Origin of the sequence: Nocardia jejuensis NBRC 103114, assembly GCF_001613145.1 — a bacterium.
Lineage (GTDB): Bacteria > Actinomycetota > Actinomycetes > Mycobacteriales > Mycobacteriaceae > Nocardia > Nocardia jejuensis.
The window spans coordinates 33,632-60,239 of record NZ_BDBU01000049.1; the positions used below are offsets into that span (position 1 = coordinate 33,632).

At 70.2% G+C, this 26,608-nt stretch carries 2 protein-coding genes; both read right to left on the bottom strand.

Translation table 11 applies throughout. The features are described from left to right. Window positions 1-2 precede the first annotated feature (2 nt). A complete protein-coding gene (locus tag NJ1_RS31940; RefSeq protein WP_067701972.1) occupies window positions 3-15,761 on the bottom strand; it encodes a type I polyketide synthase in 15,759 nt (5,252 codons plus the stop codon). After that, complete coding sequence (locus NJ1_RS31945; protein ID WP_067701975.1) at window positions 15,758-26,599, bottom strand: type I polyketide synthase; 10,842 nt, start codon at window positions 26,597-26,599, stop codon at window positions 15,758-15,760. The genes NJ1_RS31940 and NJ1_RS31945 overlap by 4 nt, the downstream gene beginning before the upstream one ends. Between the last annotated feature and the right edge of the window lie 9 nt (window positions 26,600-26,608).

Below are 26,608 nucleotides of genomic sequence, written 5' to 3' on the forward strand. Positions count from 1 at the left end.
CGTCAGTCCTCTGCGGAGTTGTTGTACGCCATGGTGATCAGGTCGTCGATATCGAGCTCGTCGATCGATTCCTCGGTGTCGCTCTGCTCGGGATCGCCGGGGGTTTCGGGTCCGCGGGCGAGTTGCATGAGCGCGTCGAGCAATCCGGCCTCGCGCAGACGCGGGAGCGGAATCGAATGCAGAGCGGTGCGAATATCGTTGTCCGACAGACCTGTCGACGGTTCGGGGGCGCTGTGGTCGGTGAGTTCCTCGGCCAGGTAGTCGGCCAGGGCGTGCGGTGAGGGGTAGTCGAAGACCAGCGTTGCCGGAAGTCGCAGGCCCGTCGTGGTTTTGAGGGCATTGCGGAACTCGATGGCGGTGATGGAGTCGAATCCCAGTTCGCTGAAGGCGCGGTCCGGCGCGATCGCGTTCGCGTCGCGGTGTCCCAGTACCGCTGCCGCTGTGCCGCGAACGATCTCCACGAGCACCCCGAGGCGTTCCCCCTCGGGGGTGTTCGCCAGGCGGGCGCGCAGGGCCGCGGAATCGTCCGAGGTGGTGGTCCGGCGAGCCGGGATCAACCCGGACAGCAGGGCTGCGGCGAAGCCGGCATCGCGCAGGGCCGGTAGTTCCAGGCGGGCGAGAACCGGTGCCGCAGTGCCGAGTTCGGCAGCGGCGGCGAACAGCGCCAGGCCCTGGTCCGGTGACAGCGGCAGCATGCCCGAGCGGGACATGCGGTGGCGGTCGATCTCGCTCAGGTCCGCTGCCATGCCGCCGTCGGTGCTCCACAGACCCCAGGCGAGGGATTGCGCGGCGCGGCCGGAGGCCCGGCGGTGCACCGCCAGCGCGTCCAGGCACGCATTGGCGGCGGCGTAGTTGCCCTGACCGGGATTTCCGAACGCCCCTGCCGCGGAGCTGAAGAGCACGAAGGCGGTCAGCGGCAGATCGGCGGTCAGCTCGTGCAGGTGCAGGGCGGCATCGACCTTGGGGCGCAGCACCGTATCGAGCCGGTCCGGCGTCAGGGCCGTGATCGCGCCGTCGTCCAGAACACCGGCGGTGTGGAAGATGCCGGTGAGCGGATTGCTCGCGGGGATGGCAGCCAGCACCTCGGCGAGAGCGTCGCGATCGGCGACGTCGCAGGCCGCGAACCGGACGTCGGCTCCGAGGGCTCGCAGTTCCGAACGCAGGTCCTCGGCCCCGGGTGCGGTCTCACCACGACGACTCAGCAGCAGTAGGTGGCGTACACCGCGTGCCGCGGCCAGGTGGCGGGCGAACAGACCGCCGAGGTATCCGCTCGCACCGGTGATCAGCACCGTGTCGTCGGGATCGAAAGCGGGACCGTGGGTTTCGGAGAGCCGATCGGGGGTGCTGCGGGCGAGGCGGGCGATGTACACCCGACCGCCGCGGACTGCCACCTGTGGTTCCTCCGAGGACACGATGGCGCCCAGGAGCGGTCCGAGGTCCGAATCGGTGTCCATCAGGACGATCCGGCCGGGGTTCTCGCCCTGGGCGGAGCGCACCAGTCCGGCGATGGCCGCACCGGCCAGATTCGTGATGTCCTCTCCGGCAACCGATATCGCGCCGGTCGTGCGCACCGCCAGCACAGAGTCGGCGAACCGCTGTTCGGTGATCCAGGACTGCAGTACCCGCAGCACCTGGTGAGTCGCGGAGCGGATCGTGTCGGGGTCGTTCCCCGACTGCGTTTCCAATAGCACCACGGCGGGGATCTCGTCACCGAGCTCGTCCCAGGACACCGCGGCGACCTCGGGTCCGGAGACGGCCAGCGGCGTCCAATCGACCTGGAACAACGCATTGTCCACGGTGGACGTCACCGCGATGAGCTGTGCGGGGTCGATGCGACGCGACACCAGGCGCCGCACCGTGGCCACCGCGGCGCCACTCGAGTCCGCGAGGTCCAGCGATACCGCGTTCTCCCCGACACGTGTCAGCCGCACGCGAAGCGCACCGGCCCCGGTCGAATGCAGGGCGACGCCCGACCATTCGAACGGCAGCGCAGGTCCGGAGTCGTCGGCCGCCAGGTGACCGTCCAGCCGCAGGGCGTGCACGGTGGCGTCCAGGAGCGCCGGGTGCAGGCCGAACGACGTGGCCGCCTGCGGATCCGGCAGGGCGACCTCGGCGAACAGCTCGTCGCCGCGTCGCCACGCCGCCTGGAGTCCCTGGAAGAGCGGTCCGTACCGGTACCCGGCGTCGTGGAGGTCGGCGTAGACGCCGCTGATGTCCACCGCCTGTGCGCCCGCCGGGGGCCACGAGGTGAGAGAGGCGGCGGGCTGGAGTTCGTTGGGTGCGAGGGCCCCTTCCGCGTTGAGCGTCCATGCGGACGTCGAATCGTCCTCTCCTTCGGGAAGGGAGAAGACGCGCACCGGGCGGCGGCCGGTCTCGTCCTCGGCCCCGACCACGACGCGCACTGCGACACCGCCGGCTTCGGGCAGGACCAGCGGCGCGGTCAGAGCCAGATCCTCCAGAGTCGCACTGCCCACGTGTGTTCCGGCATACAGGGCGAGTTCGACCAGTGCCGCGCCGGGGAGCAGGGTCGCGCCCAGCACTCGGTGATCGGCCAGCCACGGGTGCGTGCTCGTCGAGAGTCGACCGGTCAGGATGACCGTGCCCGAGGCCGGATCCGAGACCACCGCCGACACCAGTGGGTGCCCGGTGGCTGCCAGGCCCATCGAGCGGGCATCACCGGTGGCGGCGGAGCCCTCCCGCATCCAGTAGCGACGGCGCTGGAAAGCGTAGGTGGGCAGATCGATTCGACGGGCCGCGGCGCCGATGTAGACCTCGGCCCAGGCCACGTCCGCGCCGGAGACGAACAGTTCGGCGACGCCGGTCAGCACGGAGGTCGCGTCGGCGTGGTTCCGGCGTGCGAGGGCCACGACCGCCGGAGTGGGAATCGGCTGACGTTCCTCGAGGATGTGATCGACCATCGGCGTCAGGACGGCGTCGGGACCGATCTCGGCGAACCGGGTCACGCCCGAGTCCGCCATCGTCGTGATGGCATCGGCGAACCGGACCGTGTCCCGGATCTGATCGACCCAGTAGGACGGGTCGGAGATCTCGTGGCCGACGCGGGCGCCGGTCACCGTGGAGATGAGCGCGAGTCGCGGCCGGGTGAAGCTCAGACCGGCTATGGCCGTGGCGAATTCACCCAGCATGGGTTCCATGAGCGGTGAGTGGAAGGCGTGGGAGACGCGCAATCGGTGTGCGCGCCACCCCAGCACCGCGCATTCCTCGACGGCGGTGGTGACGGCGGACTCCGTGCCCGAGAGCACCACCGAGGACGGCCCGTTGATCGCGGCGATCGAGAGATCGTCCGAGAGCAGCGGCAGCACAGCGGTTTCCGAGGCTCCGACGGCGACCATCGCGCCACCGGCGGGCAGGGCCTGCATCAGGCGGCCACGGGCGGCGACCAGGACACAGGCATCGTGCAGGGACATCACTCCGGCCACGTGGGCGGCGGCGATCTCGCCGATCGAGTGACCGGCCACCACATCGGCGTGCACGCCCCAGGATTCGAGCACCCGGAACAGCGCCACCTCGAAGGCGAACAGACCCGCTTGGGCGTAGACGGTCCGGTCGACCAGGTCCTCCGACACCAGGGCCTCCGCGAGCGACACCGGCTGTGCCACCAGGGGATCCAGTTCCGCGAGAATCGCATCGAAGACCTCGGCGAACGCCGGGTACGCGGTGCGCAATCCGGTGGCCATACCGGCCCACTGCGCGCCCTGACCGGAGAACACGATCCCGGTGGCACCGGAGATCGACCGGCCGGACACGACAGCCGGAGACCGCGCACCGGCCGCGGTTGCCCGCAAGCCCGCCAGCAGTTCGTCGCGATCGGCCCCGACGAGCACAGCCCGGTGCTCGAAGACGCTGCGCGTCGCCGCGAGGGAGAAGCCGATATCGACGGGATCCCGTTCGCCCGCGAGGGTTGTGAGGCGGACGGCTTGATCGGTGAGGGCCTCGCCGCTGCGGGCGGTGAGAACCCATGGCAGCACCGCCGGGACACGCTCTCCGATTCGAGTCTCGGGGACGACCGGCGCCTGCTCGACGATGACGTGTGCGTTGGTGCCGCTGATACCGAACGAGGACACCCCCGCGCGGCGAGGACGATCGACCATCGGCCAGGGCACCGTTTCGGTCAGCAGACGCACGTGCCCGTCGGTCCACTCCACCTTGGTACTGGGCTGATCCGCATGGAGGGTCTTGGGCAGCACACCGTGCCGCATCGCCATGACCATCTTGATCACGCCACCCACACCCGCGGCCGCCTGGGCATGACCGATATTGGACTTGAGCGAGCCCAGCCACAGCGGCCGATCCTCACCACGATCCTGACCATAGGTGGCCAGCAGGGCCTGCGCCTCGATCGGATCACCCAATGTCGTTCCGGTGCCGTGCGCTTCGACCACATCCACCTCGGCCGCGGACAGACCCGCGTTGGCGAGCGCCTGATTGATGACCCGCTGCTGGGACGGGCCGTTCGGCGCGGAGAAGCCGTTCGACGCGCCGTCCTGGTTCACCGCCGAACCGGCCAGCACCGCCAGCACCTGGTGACCGTTGCGGCGCGCGTCGGACAGACGCTCGAGCACCAGCACACCGGCGCCCTCGGACCAGCCGACGCCATCGGCGTTGTCGGCGAACGACTTACAGCGTCCGTCCGGCGACAGTCCGCGCTGGCGGCCGAATTCCAGGAACATGTCCGGCGTCGCCATGACCGCGACTCCGCCCGCGAGGGCGAGATCGCACTCCCGAGTCCGCAGCGACTGTCCGGCCAGGTGCAGGGCGACCAGCGAGGACGAGCATGCCGTGTCGACGGTCACCGCGGGGCCCTCGAGGCCGAAGACGTACGACACCCGCCCCGACACCAGGCTTCCGGCGGCGCCGCTGCCCGTGCCGGAGGCCTGGGCGTAGTCGTGGTACATGAGGCCGGTGAAGACGCCGGTGGAACTGCCGCGCAGCACCGCCGGATTCAGGCCCGCGCGTTCGAGCGCTTCCCAGGAGACCTCCAGCAGCACGCGCTGCTGGGGGTCCATGATCTTGGCCTCGTTGGGGCTGATGCCGAAGAAGTCGGCGTCGAAATCGGCTGCGTCGTAGAGGAATCCGCCGCGTCGCGTGTAGGTCTTGCCCGCGAGGCCGGGTTCGGGGTCGTAGATGCCCTCCAGATCCCAGCCCCGGTCGGTCGGCATCGCACCGATGGCGTCCGCACCCGAGACGACCAGGTTCCAGAGGTCCTCCGGTGAGGCGACACCGCCCGGATAGCGACATGCCATGGCCACCACGGCAATCGGCTCGTCGTCGGCGCGGACCCGGCTGACGGCGTGCTCGGTGACGCTCTCGACACCGCCGAGTCGGGCGGCGAGGAAGTCCGCGACGGCCTGCGCGTTGGGGTGGTCGAAGACGAGCGTGGCGGGAAGTTGCAGTCCGGTAGCGGTGGCGAGTCTGTTGCGGAACTCCACGGCGGTCAGGGAATCGAATCCGAGGTGCTGGAACGCCTGCTGGGGATCGACCGCTTCCGGGGAGGCGTGGCCCAGAATGCCCGCGGCGACGGTGCGGACGAGTTCGATCAGAGCGCTGTCGCGGTCGGTTTCCGACAGCCCTGCGAGCTCGAGCGCCAAGGCTTGCCCCACCTGTGTCCGGCCGTGACGGCGGGCGGGGGCCGGAGCCAGCGTGCGCAGGAGCGCCGGAACCTGCTCGCCACGAGAGCGCAGCGCGGCGGCATCCACCCGCAGGGCCACCGATTGCGCTGTGTCGGTGGCGATCGCGGCGTCGAACAGCGCCAGGCCGTCTGCCTCGCTCAGCGGCGGGAAACCCTGCCGGCGCATCCTTTCGAGATCGTCCTCGGACAGTTCGGCGCCGAGACCACTGGATCGGGCCCACATGCCGTAGTCGATGGCGGTCGCGGGCAGCCCCGACGCATGACGCTGTGCGGCAAGGGCATCCAGGAAGACGTTCGCCGCCGCGTAGTTGGCCTGCCCGGCGGCGAGCACCAATCCACCGGCCGAGGAGAGCAGAACGAACAGGGACAGGGGGTGGTCGCGGGTGAGCTCGTGCAGGTGCCACGCGGCATCGACCTTGGGCGCGAACACCCGGTCGATCCGGTCCGGTGTCATCGATTCGATCAGCCCGTTGTCGGCGATTCCGGCGGCATGGACCACACCGGCCAGCGGATGCTCGGCGGGGATACCGTCGAGCAGGTCCGCCAGCGCCGCACGATCGGAGACGTCGCACGCGGCGACGGTGACGTGCGCCCCGAGCGCGATGAACTCATCGCGCAGAACCGCCGCGCCGGGAGCGCTCGCTCCGCGACGGGACGTCAGAAGCAGGTGTCGTACACCGTGTTCGACGACGAGGTGCCGGGCGAGGACCGCGCCGAGACCACCGGTGCCGCCGGTGACCAGGACGGTGCCCGCGCCGATCGGCCGCGCGACGGTACCGGGAGCGTGGCGAGCGAACCGGGGCACGGCCATGCTCGTTCCCCGGAGCGCGATCTCCGGTTCGTCCACGACTGCCACGGAGTTCGCGACGGCCGAGAGGTCGTCGTCGTGAGCCAGGTCGAGAAGTTGCAAGCGGCCCGGATGCTCGGCTTGCGCGGCCCGGAGCAGACCCCACACCGGCGCTTGGTCCAGTCGCACCCTTTCGGAATCGTCTACGGCCACCGCACCTCTGGTCGCGATGACCAGACGTGAGGCAGCGAGACGGGGTTCCGCCAGCCACTGCTGGACGGCATCCAGGACGGCGGCCAAGACGCGCCTGGATGCGGCGGTCGGTGAACCGTCGTGGCGCGGGCATTCGAAAAGCACCGTCGCGGGAACGGCCGAGTTCCCGTCCAGCGAGGCGATGAGGGTCGCGAGATCGTGTGCGGCGGAACCGAGTACCACCGCTACGCCCGGCTCGGCGCTTACCGGCGGCAGGGGCAACGTGGTCCACTGCACGCCGTAGAGGGCATCCGCCAGGCGGTTCGCGCCGAGACGCTCGGCCGAGACCGGGCGCGAGACCAGCGCCCCGACCGAAAGCACGGGCCGTCCCCGCTCATCGGCGATCTGGATGGCGACGTTGTCGCCCTCGGGGACGCTGCGCACGCGCACGGCGGTAGCGCCGGTCGAGTGCGTGACGACGCGATTGAAGGCGAAGGGCAGCACGGCGGCGTCGGAGTCGCTGCGCCCGTGCAGGATTCCGGCGTGCAGGGCCGAATCGAACAGTGCGGGGTGTATTCCGAAACCAGCGGCCGATCGTGCGTCCGGAAGGGCGACTTCGGCGAACAATTCGTCGCCGCGCTGCCAGGCGGCGTGCAGACCTTGGAAGTACGGACCGTATTCGTATCCCAGCGCGAGCAACTCGTCGTAGGCGGTGCCGACCGACACGGGACGCGCGTCCGCCGGAGGCCAGGCGGACAGATCGAAATCGGCGGACAGATCGCCGGGAGCGAGTGCGCCTTCGGCGTGCAGCACCCAGGAATCCGTTGCGGCGTAGCGCGAATGGACTGTCAGTCGCCGGTGACCGGCATCGTCGGCCGCCGCCACGACGACCTGCACGGCGACGCTGGCCCCGGCGGGCAGGGTCAACGGGGTGTGCAGTACGAGTTCGTCCACCACGGGGCAGTCCAGCAGGCCGCCGACATAGGCGGCGAGTTCGACGAATCCGGTTCCCGGGAGCAAAACGACGCCGTGCACGCTGTGGTCGGCGAGCCAGTCGACGGTGTCCGCCGACCAGCGGCCGGTGAAGCTCACCCCACCCGAATCCGGATGCGGCACAGCGGCGCCGAGCAGCGGATGGTCGACCGCGTCGAGTCCGGCGGAGACGACCCCACCCGGTTCCGCGCCGAGCCAGGACTGCGCGTGCACGCGGGTGGCATCGAGCCAGAAGCGGTCACGCTGGAAGGCGTAGGTGGGCAGGTCGATGGGTTGGGCTCCGGCGCCGAGATACAGCGTGGCCCAGTCGATCTCCGCGCCCGACACGAACAGGGCAGCCAACGCGCTCAGCACGGTCGCGGGGTTCGCATGGTCGCGCCTGGTGAGCGCCACCGCGGTACTCGTGTCGAGACTCTGGGCGATCATCGGGGTCAGTGCGGCGTCGGGGCCGACTTCGGCGAATCGGGAGACCCCAGCCTTCGCCATCGCGGTGACCGCGTCGGCGAAGCGCACCGTGCCGCGGACCTGGCCGACCCAGTAGGCCGGATCGCGCATCTCGTCGGTGACCTCGACGCCGGTGACGGTCGATACCAGAGGGATGACGGGACGGCCGAAGGTCACCGTGGCTATCGCCGCATCGAAATCGGCCAGCATCGGCTCCATCGAGGCCGAATGGAAGGCGTGCGAGACACGCAGTCGGTGTGTGCGCCAACCATGTTCGGCGCAGCTGTCGGCGACGGCCAGGACATCGGCTTCGGCGCCGGAGATCACCACCGAGGCCGGCCCGTTGACCGCCGCGATCGACACGGCGTCGGACAGCAGGGGCACCACGTCGGCTTCCGGTGCGCCGATGGCAACCATGGCTCCGCCCGCCGGCAGTGCCTGCATCAGGCGGCCACGGGCGGCCACCAGCACACAGGCATCGGCCAGGGAGAACACTCCGGCCACGTGGGCGGCGGCGACCTCGCCGATGGAGTGGCCCGCGACGACATCCGCCTGGAATCCCCATGATTCGAGCAGGCGGAACAGTGCCACCTCGAACGCGAAGAGGCCCGCCTGCGCGAACACGGTCTGGTTCACCAGCTCATCGTCGTCCAGCGCACGGGTCAGCGAGATCGACTGTTCCAGTAGCGGTTCCAGCTTCGCGACGATCGAGTCGAACGCGGTGGCGAACACCGGATACGCGATGCGCAGTTCGGCTGCCATACCCGCCCACTGCGCGCCCTGTCCCGAGAACACCACGCCCGTGGAACCCTGGATCGCGCGACCGGTCCGCAGGCCTGGAGCCTGTGCGCCGGTCGCCAGAGCCCGCACGCCCGCGAGCAGACCGTCGCGGCCCTGTGCCACGACGACGCCGCGATGCTCGAAGAGGGCGCGGGTAGCGGCCAGCGAGAGTCCGAGGTCGGCCGGATCATGTTCGCCGGCAATCGATAGCAAGCGCTCGGCCTGGTCCGCGAGGGCGTCGCCGCTACGGGCGGAGACGACCCACGCCTGCGCGGGAGGGTCTATCCGGTCGTGCGGAGTCGGGGCGGGTTCCGCCGCCTGTTCCAGGATGAGGTGAGCGTTGGTGCCGCTGATGCCGAAGGACGAGATGCCGGCGCGCCGCGGGCGGTCGGTGACCGGCCAGTGCACGGACTCGGTCAGCAGCCGGACGTGGCCGTCGGACCAGTCGACCTTGGTGGTGGGCTGATCGACGTGCAGGGTCTCGGGCAGCACGCCGTGCCGCATGGCCATGATCATCTTGATCACGCCGCCGACGCCCGCCGCGGCCTGGGTATGACCTATGTTCGATTTCAGCGAGCCCAGCCACAGCGGCCGATCCTCGGGACGATCCTGGCCATAGGTGGCCAGCAGGGCTTGCGCCTCGATCGGATCGCCCAATGTCGTTCCGGTGCCGTGCGCTTCGACCACATCCACCTCGACCGGGGAAACCCCGGCATTGGCCAGCGCCTGACGGATCACCCGCCGCTGCGACGGTCCGTTCGGCGCGGTCAGGCCGTTCGACGCACCGTCCTGGTTCACCGCGGAACCGGCGATCACCGCGAGAACGTGCCGACCGTTGCGGCGAGCGTCGGACAGCCGCTCCAGCACCAGCACACCGGCGCCCTCGGACCAGGCGACGCCGTCGGCCGCGTCGGCGAACGACCTGCTCCGGCCGTCGGGCGAGAGGCCGCGCTGACGGCTGAACTCGACGAAGACCTCCGGCGTCGCCATGACGGCCACGCCACCGGCCAGGGCCAGATCGGACTCGCCCGAGCGCAGGGACTGCGCGGCCAGATGCATGGCCACCAGCGAGGAGGAGCACGCCGTGTCGATGGTGACCGACGGCCCCTCGAAGCCCAGGACGTACGACACCCGCCCGGACGCAATGGATCCCGCGTTCGCATTGGCCGGATAGTCGTGATACATCATGCCGGTGAAAACGCCGGTCGCGGTGCCGCGCAGCACCGCCGGATCCACACCGGCCCGTTCCAGCGCCTCCCACGAGGTCTCGAGCAGGAGGAACTGCTGCGGGTCCATCGTCGCGGCCTCATTGGGACTGATGCCGAAGAACGCGGGATCGAATTCGCCTGCGGTGTGCAGGAATCCGCCCCGCCGGGTGTAGGAGGTGTGCGGGGTCTCGCCGGTGGGGTCGTAGAGCCGAGCGGCGTCCCAGCCTCGGTTCACGGGGAATTCCGAGGTCGCGTCGGTCCCGGTGGCGACCAGATTCCACAGCGCCTCGGGCGAATCGACGCCGCCCGGGTACCGGCAGGCCATGCCGACGATCACGATGGGGTCCTCATCGACCGCCGTGACGGCGGTGACGGCGACCTCCCGGTCGGTGCCGGTGAGCGTATCGGCCAGGTGGGCGGCCAGCAGCTGGGGCGTCGGGTAGTCGAAGACGACCGCCGCCGAAAGCGACAGGCCGGTCACGGATTTGAGCCGGTTGCGCAGTTCCACCGCACTGAGGGAGTCGAATCCCAGTTCCTGGAAGGCGAGATCGAGGTCGATCGCCGCGGTGTTGTCGTGACCGAGCACGGCGGCGACGTGGGCGCGCACGATGTCGGCCACGACCTGCCGCGATCGATCGGCGCCCAGACCGGTGAGACGTTGCCGGAGAGCGGATTCCGACGCGGACGACCGCATCGGACGGCGGGTTGCGGCCGGGACCAGATCCCGCAGGAGCGAAGGCAGCAGACCGGCGTCGGCCTGGGCCCGGATCGCGACGGTGTCCACGGCGGCGATCACCGCGGCGGAACGACCGTGTCCAAGGGCGATATCCCATGCGGCCAACGCATGGTCGTCCGAGAGAGGCGTGAATCCGCCACGGCTCATTCGGGCCACGTCGGTGTCGCCGAGATGACCTGCCATACCGCTCGAGCGAGCCCACGGGCCCCAGGCCAGCGATTGCCCGGCGAGACCCCGCGCGCGCCGGTGCGCGACCAGTGCGTCGAGGAAGGTATTCGCCGCCGCGTAGTTGGCCTGTCCGGGCCCGCCGATGGTGCCCGAGACCGAGGAGAAGAGCACGAACGCAGCCAGATTCAGATTCGCGGTCGCCTCGTGCAGATACCAGGCGGCGTCGGCCTTGGGGGCCAGGACGGCGTCCAATCGAGCGGCGGTCAGCGAGGGGATGGTCGCGTCGTCGAGCACACCCGCGGCGTGGACGAGGGCGGTCAGCGGCCACTCGGCGGGAGCCTCGGCGGGCAGGCCTGCCACCGCGTGGGGGTCGGTGACGTCACAGGCCAGCACCCGGACCTGCGCGCCGGCCTGTTCCAGTTCGGTGCGGAGCTCCGCCGCGCCGCGGGCGTGTGGCCCGCTGCGGCTCACCAGGAGCAGGGACCGCACGCCGTGCCGGGCCACCAGGTGCCGGGCGATCACCGGGCCCAATCCGCCGGTGCCGCCGGTGATCAGCACGGTGCCGGTGCCGAAGGGGTTGTCGATCGACGCCGACGGCTCGGTTGCGGGCTTGATCAGGCGGGCGGTGTGGGTGACGCCGCGGCGGACGACCGCCTGAGTGTCGTGCGTGGCCAGGACGCCGGCCGCGAGGTGCTCGTCGACGGGAATGTCCGTGTCGAGCAGTACGATTCGGCCCGGGTCCTCGGTCTGTGCGGTGCGCACCAGGCCCCAGATCGTGGCACCGGCGAGGTCGGTGAGGTCCTCTCCGGTCAGCGCCACCGCGCCGCGCGTGGCGACCAGCAGGGTGCTGTCGGCGAATCGCTCGTCGGTGCGCCAGGTTCGCACCACGTCGAGAATCCGTGCGGTCTCGGTGTGGGTGGTGGTCACGACGTCGGAGTCGGCGTGCACGCGCCACCCGGATCCCGCCTCGACGAGAACCACCGGGGGAACCGGTGATTCCGAGATCGGATCGGCCCAGCGGCCCAATGGTGTTGGTGCGACGACTGATTCGGGGACGACCGGCGACCAGCGCACCTGCAGGATCGGATCGGCGGCACCGGCGGTGTTCGTGGAGAGCTGCGCGAGCGGCAGTGCCCGAGTCGTCACCGTTCCCGAGAGCACCGCGCGGCCGTGTTCATCGAACACCGCCACCGCGACCGCGGATCCGGCGGTGGTCAGGCGAACGCGCAGCACCGTGGCGTCGGTGGCGGACAGTGAGACGGACTCCCATGAGAACGGAAGCACTATCTGCCCGGTGGGAACGGCGAACGGCGACTCGTGCTGTGTCGCAGCGCTGTCGATCACACCGGCGAGCAGACCCGCGTGCGCGGCCGCGTCCAGCAGGGCCGGATGAATGCCGAATCCTTCGGTGCGCACACCCGTGCCCGGGACCACGGCGATCTCGGCGAACACCTGCGCGCCGCGCCGCCACAGGGCCCGAACGCCGTGGAATGCCGGGCCGTAGTCGTATCCGCGTGCCAGCAATTGCGTGTACGCGACAGCGGGATCGATGTCGGTCGCCTCGGCCGGTGGCCAGGCTGCCTGTTCGGGAGTGGCCCGGGTGTCGTCCGTGCTCAGCAGGCCACGAGCATGCAGGATCCATTCCCCGTCGCGGTCGTGTTCCGGGCGGGAGTAGATGGATATCGGGCGTTGGGGGGAGTCGGGTTCGGTTCCGCCGACGAGCACGTGGATCTGCACGCCACCGGATTCCGGCAGGATCAGGGGCGCGTGCAGGGTCAGTTCGTCGATGGCCGGGAATCCGGTCACGGCGCCCGCGCGCAAGGCCAGCTCGACGAATCCGGTGCCCGGCAAAAGGACCGAACCAGCCACCGAGTGATCGGCCAGCCAGGGCTGGGCGGTCACGGACAGGCGACCGGTGAGCAGCACGCCACCGGTTTCCGGAACCGAGACGATCGCACCCAGTAGCGGGTGGTCCACCGCGCCCAGACCGGCCGATTCCACACCGGTAGCGCCGAACCCGGTCTCGAGCCAGTAGCGGCGGCGCTGGAAAGCGTAGGTGGGCAACGTGACTCGCGATACCGGGCGAGCGGCGAAGACCGCCCGCCAGTCGATCTCGACGCCGACCGCGTACATCTGCGCCGCGCAGGTCATCAGCTGCTCGACCTCGGCTCGGCCGCGGCGCGCTCCGGCCGCCACCACGGTCTGCGTGTCGATGTCCTCTGTCAGGCACTGGCGGGTCATGGCGGTCAGCACCGCATCCGGGCCGATTTCCAGGAATCGGCGCACACCCGAGGCGACCAGGGTCTGCACGCCCGGTGCGAACCGGACCGCCTCCCGGACCTGGCGCACCCAGTACCCGGGTTCGAGCAATTCGTCACCGACGATCGCGCCGGACAGGTTCGAGACGACGGGGACCTGCGGGCGGTGATAGGTGACAGTGCCTGCCACGGAGACGAACTCGTCGAGCATGGAGTCCATGCGATGGGAATGGAAGGCGTGCGACACCCGCAACCGCGAGGTCTTCCTCCCGAGTTCGGCGAAGTGCTTCTCGAGCGCGGCCACGGCGTCTTCGTCACCGGAGATCACCAGGGACTCCGGCGAATTCACCGCGGCCAGGCAGGCGTGGTCCGCGTGCGCGACGAGCGCCTCGGACACCTCGGATTCGGTGGCCGCGACGGCCAGCATCGCGCCGCCCCGGGGGAGGCGGCCCATGAGGCGGCCACGCGCCGCGACCAAGCGGCAGGCATCCTCGAGCGACCAGACTCCGGCGACGTACGCGGCGGTCAGCTCACCGATCGAATGTCCCAGCAGGGCATCGGGACTCACGCCCAGCGAATCCAGCAGCCGGAACATCGCGACTTCGTGGGCGAACAGCGCGGGCTGGGTGAACTCGGTGCGGTCGAGAACCTCGGCTTCGCCGGTGAACATCAGCTGCCTCAGCGATACGCCCAGCAGCGGGTCGAAGTGCGCGCAGAGCTCGTCCAGGGCCTCGGCGAACACCGGGAAGGCCTCGTACAGTTCGCGGCCCATGCCGATCCGCTGCGCGCCCTGACCGGTGCACAGGAAGGCCGTCTTGCGAGTGACGGCCTGGCCTACCGCCACTCCGGTGGCGGCCGCTCCGTGTTCGGCGAGCTCTGCCAGTCCGGCGAGCATGGCGTCGCGGTGCTCGCCGACCACGACGGCCCGGCGGTCCATCCGGGCGCGGGTCGTCGAGAGCGAATAGCCGATGTCCCCCACCGTGAGGTCGGGATGTGCGATGACCCAGGCGGAGAGTTTCGCCGCCTGGGCCCGCAGGCCGTCGTCGGTCTTGGCGGAGATCAGCCAGGGGGTGACGCCGGAAACCGCTGCCTTCGGACCGCTGTCGGTGTCGTCCTCGGCGTCGGCGGGCGACTCCGAGGCAGCGGGCGCTTCCTCCACGATCACGTGCGCGTTGGTGCCGCTGGCGCCGAACGAGGAGATGCCCGCGCGGCGCACCCGCTCCCCCACACGCCACGGCTCTGCCTCGGTGAGCAGCCGGACCGATCCCGCCGACCACTCCACGTGTGGCGTCGGAGCGTCGATATGCAGTGTGGCGGGTAGGGTTTCGTGACGCAGGGCCTGCACCATCTTGATCACGCCGCCGACGCCGGCGGCGGCGGAGGTGTGCCCGATGTTCGATTTGAGCGAGCCGATGCGCAGCGGATCCGCGTCGCGACCACGACCGTATGCCGCGATCAGCGCCTGGGCTTCGATGGGATCACCCAGGGTGGTTCCGGTCCCGTGCGCTTCGACGGCATCGATGTCGGCGGGGCTCAGCCCGGCGTTGGCCAGCGCCGCGGCGATGACCTTCTCCTGAGAGGGGCCGTTGGGCGCGGTCAGCTGGCTGCTGGCGCCGTCCTGATTGATCGCGCTGCCGCGCACCACCGCCAGCACCTGATGGCCGTGCCTGCGCGCATCGGAGAGCCGCTCGATCGCGAGCATGCCGAGTCCCTCGGAGAATCCGGTGCCGTTCGCCGCCGCCGCGAACGCCTTGCAACGTGCGTCGGGGGACAGTGCGCGCTGGCGGCCGAAGGCGATCAGCAGGGTGGGGTCGGACATGACGGTGACGCCGCCGACCAGGGCGAACGAGGTCTCACCCTGGCGCAGGGCCTGACACGCCAGGTGCAGGGCGACCAGCGAGGACGAGCACGCGGTGTCCACCGAGATGGCCGGGCCCTTGAAGCCGAGGGTGAAGGCGACGCGTCCGGACAGGACGCTGGCAGACACACCGGGGTAGGCATGGCCTTCCGATTCGGCGGTCAGGCCGGGCGAACCCACCCGGGGGCCGTAGTCCTGGTGGATGACACCGGCGTACACGCCGGTGTCGCTGCCGCGCAGGGTGGTCGGATCGATCCCGGCGTCCTCGAGCGCCTCCCAGGCCGCTTCCAGGAACAGGCGCTGCTGTGGATCCATGGCCTCGGCGGCGCGGGGTCCGATCCCGAAGAAGCCCGCGTCGAAATCGCCCGCGGCATCGAGGAATCCGCCCTCGCGGGTGTAGACGGCGCCCGGCGCGTCCGGGTCCGGGTCGAACAGCCGCTCGAGATCCCAGCCGCGATCGGCGGGGAACGGGCCGACGGCATCGGTGCCGGAGGCGACCAGTTCCCACAGCTGTGCCGGGGTCTGCACGCCGCCGGGATAGCGGCAGCTCATGCCGACGATCGCGATCGGTTCCCCGGCCTGCTCCTGGAGGTGCGCGATGCGCTTGTTGGCCGTGCGGAGGTCGCCGGTGAGCTTGCGCAGATACCGGCTCAGACGTTCTTCGTTGCTGGTTCCGGGGTTGCTCATGCTGGGCCGAACTCCTCGTCGATCAGATCCAAAAGTTCACTGTCGGAATGGAATTCGAGGTCCTCGTATTCCGTTTCCGACCATCTGCCGCCCAGATAGCCGCGCAGGCGCTCGTTGACGCCGCGCAGGGCGGTCACCGTGTCCTCGGTGTCGCCACCGGCGGCGATGATTCGCTCGAGCAGGGCCTCGAGCCTGGCGATGTCATCGGGCGTCGTGGGCGCGGGCTGCTCGCTCACGGGCGGGGCGGCGACAACGGTGTGCGCCAGTAGGTAATCCGCGACGTCGGCCGCGGTGGGGTAGTCGAATACCAGGGTCGAAGGCAGCGACAGTCCGGTCACCGTGGACAAGCGGTTGCGGAACTCGATGCCGCCGAGCGAATCGAAGCCGAGCTCGGTGAAACCGCGCTCGGGTCCGACGTCGTCGGACGAGGTGAAATCCAGTACCGCGGCGACGTGTTCGCGCACCAACTCCAGGACCACGCCCCGGCGCTTGGGCTCGGCGACACCGTGCAGACGATCGCCGAGCGAGGGCTCGACGCGGGTGGTCGCGGTCGCCCGGTCGCCGGTGCGGACGAATCCGCGCAGTACCGCCGGAACGGGGCCGGTGTGTGCCTCCAGGCGCAGTTTGTCGGTGTCCAGCCGCAGCAGCGCCGCCATCGGCTCCGCGCCGGTGAGCGATTCGTCGAAAAGGCGCAGACCCTCGGCCCGATCCAGCGGGGCCAGACCCATCCGGTCCAGTCGGCTCAGCGCGGTGCGGTCCAGCGCACCGGTCATGCCGATATCGGGATCCCACGGACCCCAGGCGAGCGACAGGGCCGGGAGGCCTTCCGCGTGACGCCGCGCCGCGAGAGCATCCAGGAAGGAGTTCGCGGCCGCGTAATTGGCCTGGCCGGGTGAGCCGATCAGACCGGCGATCGACGAGAACATCACGAACGCGGAGAGATTCAGGTCACGGGTGAGCTCGTGCAGGTGCCGGGCGGCGTCCGCCTTGGGCGCGAAGACCCGATCGATCCGGTCTCCGGTGAGGGTGTGGAACGTGCTGTCGTCCACGACGCCCGCGGTGTGCACGACGGCGGTGAGCGGATGTTCGGCGGGAATGCCCGACAGCAGGGACGCGAGCGCGTCCCGGTCCGTCACATCGCAGGAGGCGATGCGCACCTCCGCACCGAGTGCGGACAGTCGTGCCGCGAGTTCCGTTGCGCCGTCGGCATGTTCGCCGCGGCGGGAAGCCAGCAGTAGATGCCGCACACCGTGGTCTGTGACGAGGTGCGCGGCCAGGAGCGCGCCGAGTCCCCCGGTTCCGCCGGTGATCAGCGTCGTGCCGGTGCCGAACGAGACTCGTTCGGCCGCAACGGAGGTCACCGCTTCCAGACGCGGCGTCAGGACGCTGTCGCCGCGCACTGCCACCTGCGTCTCGCCGGTCGCGAGTGCCGCCCGGACCGAATCGATCGAGAGCTGCTGCGCACCGGTCGATTCGGCATCGAGCAGGACGATGCGATCCGGATATTCGGTCTGAGCGCTGCGGATCAGGCCCCACACCGACGCGGATGCCGGATCCGGCACGGTTCCGGGCACGGCTGCCGCGGACGTGGTCACCACGACCAGCCGCGAGCGCGCGAAGCGATCGTCGGCCAGCCACTCGCGTACCGTGCGCAGCGCGGCCTTCACCCGGTCACCCGCCGAGGCTCGCGAATCATGCTGCGGTCCGGCGCCTTCGAGCCAGACGACGACCTCCGGGACGGCCGATGCCGTGGCGAGCGCCGCGAGATCCGCATGACTCTGCTCGATTCCGGGGACCCGGGCATCGCCGAGCACGGCGACGCTTGTCTCCGGGATGGTCGCGTCCGGCATTCCGGCCGCGACCCAGCCCAGTCCGTATCGCGCCGCCCGGCCACCCGAGAGCGTCGCGCGGAATTGCTGGACATCGTAGGAGCGCATGACCACCTCGTCGATGGACACCACCGGATGGCCGTCCTGGTCGACGGCGAGGACGGTGATCGACTCCGCGCTGCGCTGAACGGCCATGACGCGCAGGGTCGTGACCCTCGCGGCGGCGTGGAACCGGGTTGCGCCCCAACGGAACAGGAGCTTGCCGCGGGTTGCGTCCCCCTGATGATCGGACCAGATCAGACCGACGAGTCCGGCGTGCATCACCATGTCGAACAGTGCCGGATGCAGGTGGAAGCCGTCCGAGGAAACCCGTGGATCCAGGGTCACCTCGGAGAACATGGTGTCGCCACTGCGCCACGCCGCGTCGATACCGAGGAAGGACGGACCGTATTCCAGACCGGCGACCCTCGCCACCTGGGCCGGAATCCATTCGGGGACTATCGGTTCGGCGTCGGGCGGCGGCCACGGCAGCTCGCGCAACATGTCCACGAGTCCGATGTCGGTCGGTGTGCGGCCGCTCAGCACGCCGCTGCCATTGCGCGTCCACCCGCTGTCCGCCGCGTCGGTGAGGCGGTAGTGGAAGGTGAAGGATCGGCGGCCTGCCGCATCCGGTTCGCGCACCAGCACCTGCAGATCGACCGCTCCGTCCGGCGGCGGCAGGATCGGCGTTTCGAGGGTGAGCTCTTCCACTGCCGCACAGCCGATTCGGCGACCCGCGACGAGCAGCATCTCCATGAGCGCGGCGCTGGGCACCAGCACGACACCGTAGGTGGTGTGATCGGCGATCCAGGGGTGCGTGCGCAGCGAGAGCCGTCCGGTGAACAGCCATTCGTCGCGGTCGGCCACGCGCACCACATCGGTCAGCAGGCCCTGGCCGGAAGGGTTGCGCGCGATCTCGGCGGCGGGGTCCAGCCAGAACCGGCGCTGTTCGAAGGCATAGGTGGGCAATGCGACTCGCGTCGGCCGGACCGTGCCGAACAAGGCCTGCCAATCCACGGCCAGCCCGGCATCGTGCGCCTGAGCGAGCGTCGTCAGGAACTGCCGTGCCTCGTCGTGATCGCGGCGGGCGGCCGCGGCGACCACGGATCGATCCGCGATCTCCTCGGACAGGGTGTGCCGGGTCATCGCGGTGAGCACCGCGTCGGGCCCCACCTCGAGAAAGCGGCGCACACCCGCGGTCACCAGGGTGTCGATGCCGGGTGCGAAGCGCACCGCCGCGCGCACCTGCCTCACCCAGTAGGCGGGGTGCAGGATCTCCGCACCGGCCGGCACACCGGAAACATTGGATACCAGGGGAATCAGCGGATCGTGGAAGCTCACCCCGGCCAGCAGAGTCTCGAACTCGGCCAGCATCGGTTCCATTCGCGGGGAATGGAATGCGTGCGACACCCGCAGTCGGCTGGTCTTTCGCCCCTGCTCGGTGAACCGTTGCCCGAGAAGGTCGATGATCTCCTCGTCACCCGAGATCACCACGGCGGCGGGCGCGTTCACCGCCGCCAGCGACACTCGATCCGCGAGCCCGGCGATCGCGGCGCTCACCTCGGCTTCGGGCGCACCGACGGCGAGCATCGCACCACCCTGCGGCAGCGCGTCCATCAGCCGCCCGCGCGCCGCGACCACGGCGCACGCGTCCGGCAGTGACCACACGCCCGCGACGTGGGCCGCCGCGAGTTCGCCGATCGAATGACCGATGAGGACATCGGGAACGATGCCGAACGACTCCAGCAGCCGATACAGCGCCACCTCGAACGCGAAGAGCGCGGGCTGGGTGACCCCGGTGCGATCGAGCACGGTGGCGTCGGCGGCCACGCCCTGATCGTCGATCAGGTGACCGGTGAACATGAGTTGCTTAAGCGAATGTCCGAGCAGCGGATCGAACTGCGCGCAGATCTCGTCCAGTGCGGCGGCGAAGACCGGGAAGGCGTCGGCGAGGCCAGCACCCATACCGACTCGCTGCGCGCCCTGGCCGGTGAACAGGAATGCGGTCTTGCCGGAGCCGATCTCGCCGGAAACCACTCCGGCAGTAGAGGATCCGGTGGCCAGCTGCGCGAGCCGCGACATCAGTTCGTTCCGGTCACCGCCCAGGACGGCCGCGCGCGACTCCAGGTGGGCGCGGGTGGTGGCGAGCGAGTGGGCCACGTCGACCGGATCGGTGTCCGGGTGCTCGGTCAGCCAGCTGTGCAGCTTCGCCGCCTGAGCGCGCAGCGCGGTGTCGTTCTTGGCGGACAGCAGCCACGGCGGGATCACGTGCGGACTCACGGTGAGCCGCGGCGGCTCGAGCGGGCTCGACGCGGGGGCTTCCTCGAGGATGGCGTGCGCATTGGTGCCGCTGACGCCGAACGAGGACACGCCCGCGCGCCGCACACGTCCACCGGCAGGCCACGGCTGTGCCTCGGTCAGCAGTCGGACATCGCCCGAGGACCAATCCACGTGCGGGCTGGGCTCGTTCGCGTGCAGCGTCATGGGGAGGGTTTCGTGGCGCAGCGCCTGCACCATCTTGATGACGCCGCCGACACCCGCCGCGGCCACGGTGTGGCCGATATTGGATTTGATCGATCCGATGCGCAGCGGGTGGTCGGCGCGATGCTGTCCGTACGCCGCGATCAGCGCCTGCGCCTCGATCGGATCGCCGAGCGGCGTGCCGGTGCCGTGCGCCTCCACCGCGTCGATATCGCCGGGCTCGAGTCCGGCATCGGCCAGGGCCGCGGCGATCACCCGCTCCTGGGACGGGCCGTTGGGTGCGGTGAGCCCATTGCTCGCGCCGTCCTGGTTGACCGCCGTGCCCCGCACGAGGGCCAGCACGTCGTGGCCCAGCCTGCGTGCGTCCGAAAGCCGCTCCAGGACAAGGACACCGACGCCTTCGGCGAAGGCAACGCCGTCGGCGGAGGCGGAGAACGCCTTGCACCGCCCATCGGGTGAGAGTCCGCGTTGCCGGGCGAAGTCGACGTAGAGATACGGGCTGGCCGCGACGGTGACGCCGCTCGCCAGCGCGAGGGTGCTCTCGCCCTGGCGCAGCGCCTGGCAGGCCAGGTGCAGCGAGACGAGCGAGGACGAGCAGGCGGTGTCCACGGTGACCGCCGGGCCTTCCAGGCCCAGGACGTAGGCCACCCGCCCGGACATGATGCTGCTCGTGGTGCCGGTGAGCCGGTAGCCCTCGAGGTCACCGGCCACTCGATCGACGTAGCCCGAGGAACCCGCGCCGACATACACACCGGTGGCGCTGCCGCGCAAGGTGGCCGGATCGATCCCGGCGCTTTCGAGCGCCTCCCAGGAGGCTTGCAGCAGCAGACGCTGCTGCGGGTCCATCGCGGACGCTTCGCGAGGCCCGATCCCGAAGAAGGCCGGGTCGAAATCGCCCGCGTTGTAGAGGAATCCGCCGCGCCGGGTGTAGACGGTGCCGGGCTTGTCGGGGTCCGCGTCGAAGAGGCGCTCCAGATCCCAGCCTCGGTCCGAGGGGAATTCGCCGGTTGCATCGGTCCCGGAGGCGACGAGATCCCAGAGCTGCTCCGGTGTTTCGACGCCGCCGGGGAAGTGGCAGGCCATGCCGACGATGGCGATCGGTTCGTCGGCGCGGACCCGGCGCACCGCCTTCCTGGCGGGTTCGACCACGGTGGGCTCGATGCGGGAGCGGATCAGTGTCGCGACCGCTGTCGGAGTCGGATGATCGAAGACCAGCGTCGAGGGCAGGTGCAGCCCCGTGGCCTTTGCCAGACGGTTCCGGAACTCCACGGCTCCGAGGGAGTCGAAGCCGATCTCGTCGAAGCGCTGATCGGGCCGAATGTCGGCGGCGGAGGCGTGCCCGAGCACGGCCGCTGCTTCGGCGAGCACGACCTCGAGGACCACCTCGGCGTGCCGTGTGGTGGGCACACCGGTCAATCGATCGGCCAGTGCGCCCGTGGGTGCGGCGATCGCCGTCCGGGCGCGGCTCGGGCGTGGGAGGAATCCGCGCAGGACCGCCGGGACGGTGTCGAGATCGGATCGACGGCGCAGAACACCGGTGTCGAGCTGGATCGGAGCCAGGTGCGCGTCGGCGTGCGCGAGGGCGGCGTCGAACAGCCGCAGGCCCTCCGCGCTGTCGAGAGGGCTCAGGCCCAGGCGGTCCCAGCGGGCGAGAGCGGCGCGTTCCAGGTCGCCGGTCATTCCGTTGCTCTGGTTCCACGGTCCCCATGCCAGTGAGGTGGCGGGGAGACCGGCTGCGCGCCGTCGCTGTGCCAGGGCGTCCAGGAACCCGTTGGCGGCAGCGTAATTGGCCTGGCCCGAGGTGCCCAGCACCGTCGCGATCGAGGAGAACACCACGAACGCGGACAGTTCGAGATCTCGGGTCAGTTCGTCCAGATACCAGGCTCCGTCGACCTTGGGGGCCAGGACTCGATCCAGTTGATCGGTGGTGAGCGTCTCGACGGTGGCGTCGTCCAGGACACCCGCGGTGTGCACGACGGCGGTCAGCGGAGCGTCGGGGTCGATGGTGGCGAGGAGCTCACGCAGGGCGGTGCGGTCCGCGACATCGCAGGCGACGATGCGGGTTTCGGCTCCGGCAAGAGCCAGCGCGGCTGTCAATTCGGCGGCGCCGGGCGCATCGCGGCCCCGGCGCGAGGTCAGGATCAGATGGCGCACACCGTGTTCGGCGACCAGGTGGTGTGCGAGCAACGCGCCCAGTCCACCGGTGCCGCCGGTGATCAGGACGGTGCCGTCTCCGAAAGTCGGCCGCACACCGGGGTTCTCGTCGGCACGGACCAGACGGGAAACCAGATGCTCGGCGCCGCGCAGAGCGATCTGAGGCTCGCCGGATGCCAGGATCGCGGCGATGCGATCCGCATCGAGCGGCCGGAAGGGGTCCTCGTCGAGCAGGACGAACCGTTCCGGATGCTCCGACTGCGCACTGCGCATCAAGCCCCAGACCGCCGCCGCGGCCGGATCGGGCACATCGTCGGGCAGGCCCGCACCCGCCATCGTCACCACGAGCAGCCGGGTGCCGGACAGGCGCGCCTCGGCGAGCAGGGACCGTACCGTCGCGACCGCGCGATGCAGGGTGGCCCGCACCACGTCGGGGCCCTCGGTGCGACCGTCCGGAGTGAGCGACTCGGTCGCGCGCCACACCAGGACGTCGGGAACACGCTCGGCAGCAGCGACATCCGCGATGGTCGCGTACCGGGCGTCCGTTCCGGGCACGGTCGTGGTCCCGAGCACAGCCATCGACGGCCGACGCGTTCCCTCGGCCGACTCCGGGATCGGCTCCCAGCGCACCTGATAGAGCTCCGCCGCCTCACCGAGGAGACCGCTGCGGAATTCGCGCACGTCATAGGACCGCATCACCACCGCGTCGACCGACACGACGGGGTTGCCGTCGGGGTCCACGGCCGCGACCGAAATGGTCTCGGGACCGGCCGCACTCGCGATGACGCGAAGCGAGGTGATCTCCGCGGGCCACTGTGCGGCCGACCGGTACAGGCGGGCCCCACCCCATCGGAACAGCAGCTTGCCGGTGTCGGGATCGGAGTCGCCGTCGCGCCACAGCAATCCGGCGAACCCGGCGTGCATGACCATGTCCAGCAGCGCGGGGTGCAGGTCATGACCTCGAGATTCCGGGGCCGCCTCGGTATCGAGCACGATCTCGGACAAGACGGTGTTCTCGCGCTGCCACGCGGCGCGGACTCCGAGAAAAGCCGGTCCGTACTCGAGTCCGGCGAGCGCCGCGATTCGCGCGGGAAGGCCTGCGCTGTCGGTGATCTCGGCGTCGTGCGGCGGCCACTGTGCGTCCCGCAGGTGAGCCAGCAGCGCCGACTCCCCCGCCTCGTCGGCACCGAACGCACCGGTGGCATTGCGGGTCCACTCCCTCTCGCCACCCCTGCGGAAGTAGCACTCGAACTGACGGCGGCCGGAGCCGTCCGCGGCCTGCACCAGGACCTGCAGCTCGACCTCGTCGTGCGGGGTCGGCAGGATCGGCGCCTCGAGGGTGAGTTCTTCCACGACGCCGCAACCGATTCGGTGCCCGGCCACGAGCAGGAATTCGACGAAGGTGGCGCTCGGCACGACCACCACGCCGTATGTCCTGTGATCGGCGATCCAGGGGTGGGTGCGCAGGGAGAACCGGCCGGTCAACAACCATTCGTCGCTACCCGCCAGGCCGACCACACCGGTCAGGATCGGGTGGTCGGCGCTCCGGTGCGCGGTGTCCGACGCGCCCGGCAGCCAGAAGCGGCGATGCTGGAAAGCGTAGGTGGGCAGCGGGATTCGGCGAGCCCGGCGGCCCGCGAACCACGATCGCCAGTTCACCCGTGCGCCCGCGACATGCAGCCGTGCCAGAGCGGTGAGGAACTGCTCGACGTCCTCGGCCGACCGACGTGCGGCCGGGGCCACCGACGAGACCGACTCGAGCTCGGGGTGTTCGGCCAGCGCGCCGCGCACCATGGCCGCCAGCACGGCATCGGGTCCGAGCTCGAGGAACCTGCGGGCTCCCGCGGCGATCAGGGTCTCGATGCCCGGCGCGAAGCGCACGGCGGAGCGCACCTGCGCCACCCAGTAGGCCGGTTGCAGGATCTCGTTCCCTGCGGTCCTGCCGGACACGTTGGATACCAGTGGAATTCGAGGTTCGGAGAACGTCACTCGCCGCAGAACGCTCTCGAATTCGGCCAGCATCGGATCCATTCGATGCGAATGGAACGCGTGCGATACCCGCAGGCGATTGGTCTTCACGCTCTCGGCGGCGAGCAGCCGTTCCAGTTCGTCGATCGCGTCGTCGTCACCGGACAGGACCGTCGACCCGGGTCCGTTCACCGCCGCGATCGACACCCGATCCGCGAAGTCGGCGACCAGTTCGAGAGCGCGGCTCTCGCCGGCCGCCACGGCGAGCATCGCGCCGCCCACCGGCAAAGCCCCCATGAGGCGGCCCCGCGCCACGACCAGCGCGCAGGCGTCCTCGAGCGACCAGACACCGGCCACGTGCGCGGCCGCGAGCTCGCCGATCGAATGCCCGATCAGCAGATCCGGTGTGACACCGAATGATTCGATCAGGCGAAACAGAGCAACCTCGAACGCGAACAGTGCCGGCTGCGCGAACTCGGTTCGATCCAGCACGCCGTCGGAGTCCTCGAACATCACAGCTTTCAGCGAACGACCCAGCAGCGGATCGATCCGCGCACAGATGTCATCGAACGCGCTCGCGAACACCGGGAACGCCCGGTACGAACCCGCGCCCATGCCGACCCGCTGCGCACCCTGGCCCGTGAACAGGAACGCGGTGCGATCGGAACCGGCGTGTGGGTCGATCGCACCGGACGAACCGGCGGCCAGATCCGCCAGACCGGACAGCAATTCGCTCCGATCACGTCCCAGGACCACCGCGCGCCGCTGTAGCTGGGCACGTGCGGTGGCCGAGGAGAACGCCAGGTCCCACACATCGGCGTCGGGGTCGGCGGCCAGTCGCCGGTGCAGTCGTTGCGCCTGCGCGCGCAGGGCTTCCTCGGACTTGGCGGATACCAGCAGTGGAACGAGCGCGGCCGCGATGGGTGTGGCGGCGGGTTCCGGGGCCGGTGCATCCTCGGACGGCGCCGAAACCGGTTCGGCGAGTGCCTCCTCCAGAATGAGGTGGGCATTGGTTCCGCTGGCCCCGAACGACGACACTCCGGCTCGCCGGGTCCGCTCCCCCGCCGGCCACGGCTCGTTCGCACGCAGCAGCCGCACGGTTCCCGCGGACCAGTCCACGTGCGGGGTGGGCGCGTCCACGTGCAATGTCTTGGACAGCATGCCGTATCGCAGGGCCTGCACCATCTTGATCACGCCACCGACGCCCGCCGCCGCGGAGGTGTGGCCGATATTCGACTTGAGCGATCCCAGTCGCACCGGCGGGCTCTCGCGCCGTGCGCCGTAGGCGCTGATCAGTGCCCGCGCCTCGATGGGATCGCCGAGCACGGTGCCGGTGCCGTGCGCCTCCACCGCGTCGATGTCCGACGGGTCCAGACCCGCGTTCGCCAGTGCGGCGGCGATCACTCGCTCCTGAGACGGGCCGTTCGGCGCGGTCAGGCCGTTGCTCGCGCCGTCCTGGTTCACCGCGCTGCCGCGAATGACCGCCAAGACCTCGTGTCCGAGCCGCCGGGCATCCGAAAGCCGTTCCAGCACCAGCACTCCGAGGCCCTCGGAGAATCCGGTTCCGTTCGCGGCCGCCGCGAACGCTTTGCAGCGCGCATCGGGCGAGAGCGCACGCTGACGCGCGAACGCGATCAGCAACGCGGGGTCGGACATGATCGTCACACCCCCGGCTACCGCCAACGACGTATCGCCCTGGCGCAGAGCCTGACACGCCAGGTGCAGCGCCACCAGCGACGACGAGCACGCGGTGTCGACCGACATGGCCGGGCCCTGGAAACCGAAGGTGTACGCGATCCGGCCGGACAGCACGGCATTCGACACGCCCAGGTACGCATGGCCTTCGGTCTCGGCGCCGATGGTCGCCGAGCCGATGCGCGGACCGTAGTTCTGATGGATGACTCCGGCGAAGACGCCGGTGTCGCTGCCGCGCAACGACACCGGGTCGATACCCGCGTCCTCGAGCGCTTCCCAGGACGCTTCCAGCATCAGGCGTTGCTGCGGGTCCATCGCCGCGGCCTCGCGGGGGCCGATCCCGAAGAAGGCGGCGTCGAAATCGCCGATGGCGTCCAGGAATCCGCCGTCCCGGGTGTAGATGCTGCCGGGTGCGTCGGGGTCCGCGTCGAACAGCCGCTCGAGGTCCCAGTCGCGATCTGTGGGGTAGTCACCGATGGCGTCGACGCCGTCCGCCGTGACGCGCCACAGCTCTTCGGGCGAGCGCACCCCGCCGGGGTAGCGGCAGGCCATGCCGACGATGGCGATCGGCTCCCGGGACCGGTCGGTGAGCGCACGCAACTGCTGTTTGGTGTCGTAGAGCTCCTTCGCGGTCTTCTTCAGATACCGGCGTAGCTCGTCGTTGTCGGCCATCGGTGGAAC

Excerpts from the sequence above, each read along its gene's own strand:
- NJ1_RS31940 (WP_067701972.1), bottom strand. The coding sequence starts at position 15,761 with ATGAGCAACCCCGGAACCAGCAACGAAGAACGTCTGAGCCGGTATCTG.
- NJ1_RS31945 (WP_067701975.1), bottom strand. The coding sequence starts at position 26,599 with ATGGCCGACAACGACGAGCTACGCCGGTATCTGAAGAAGACCGCGAAG.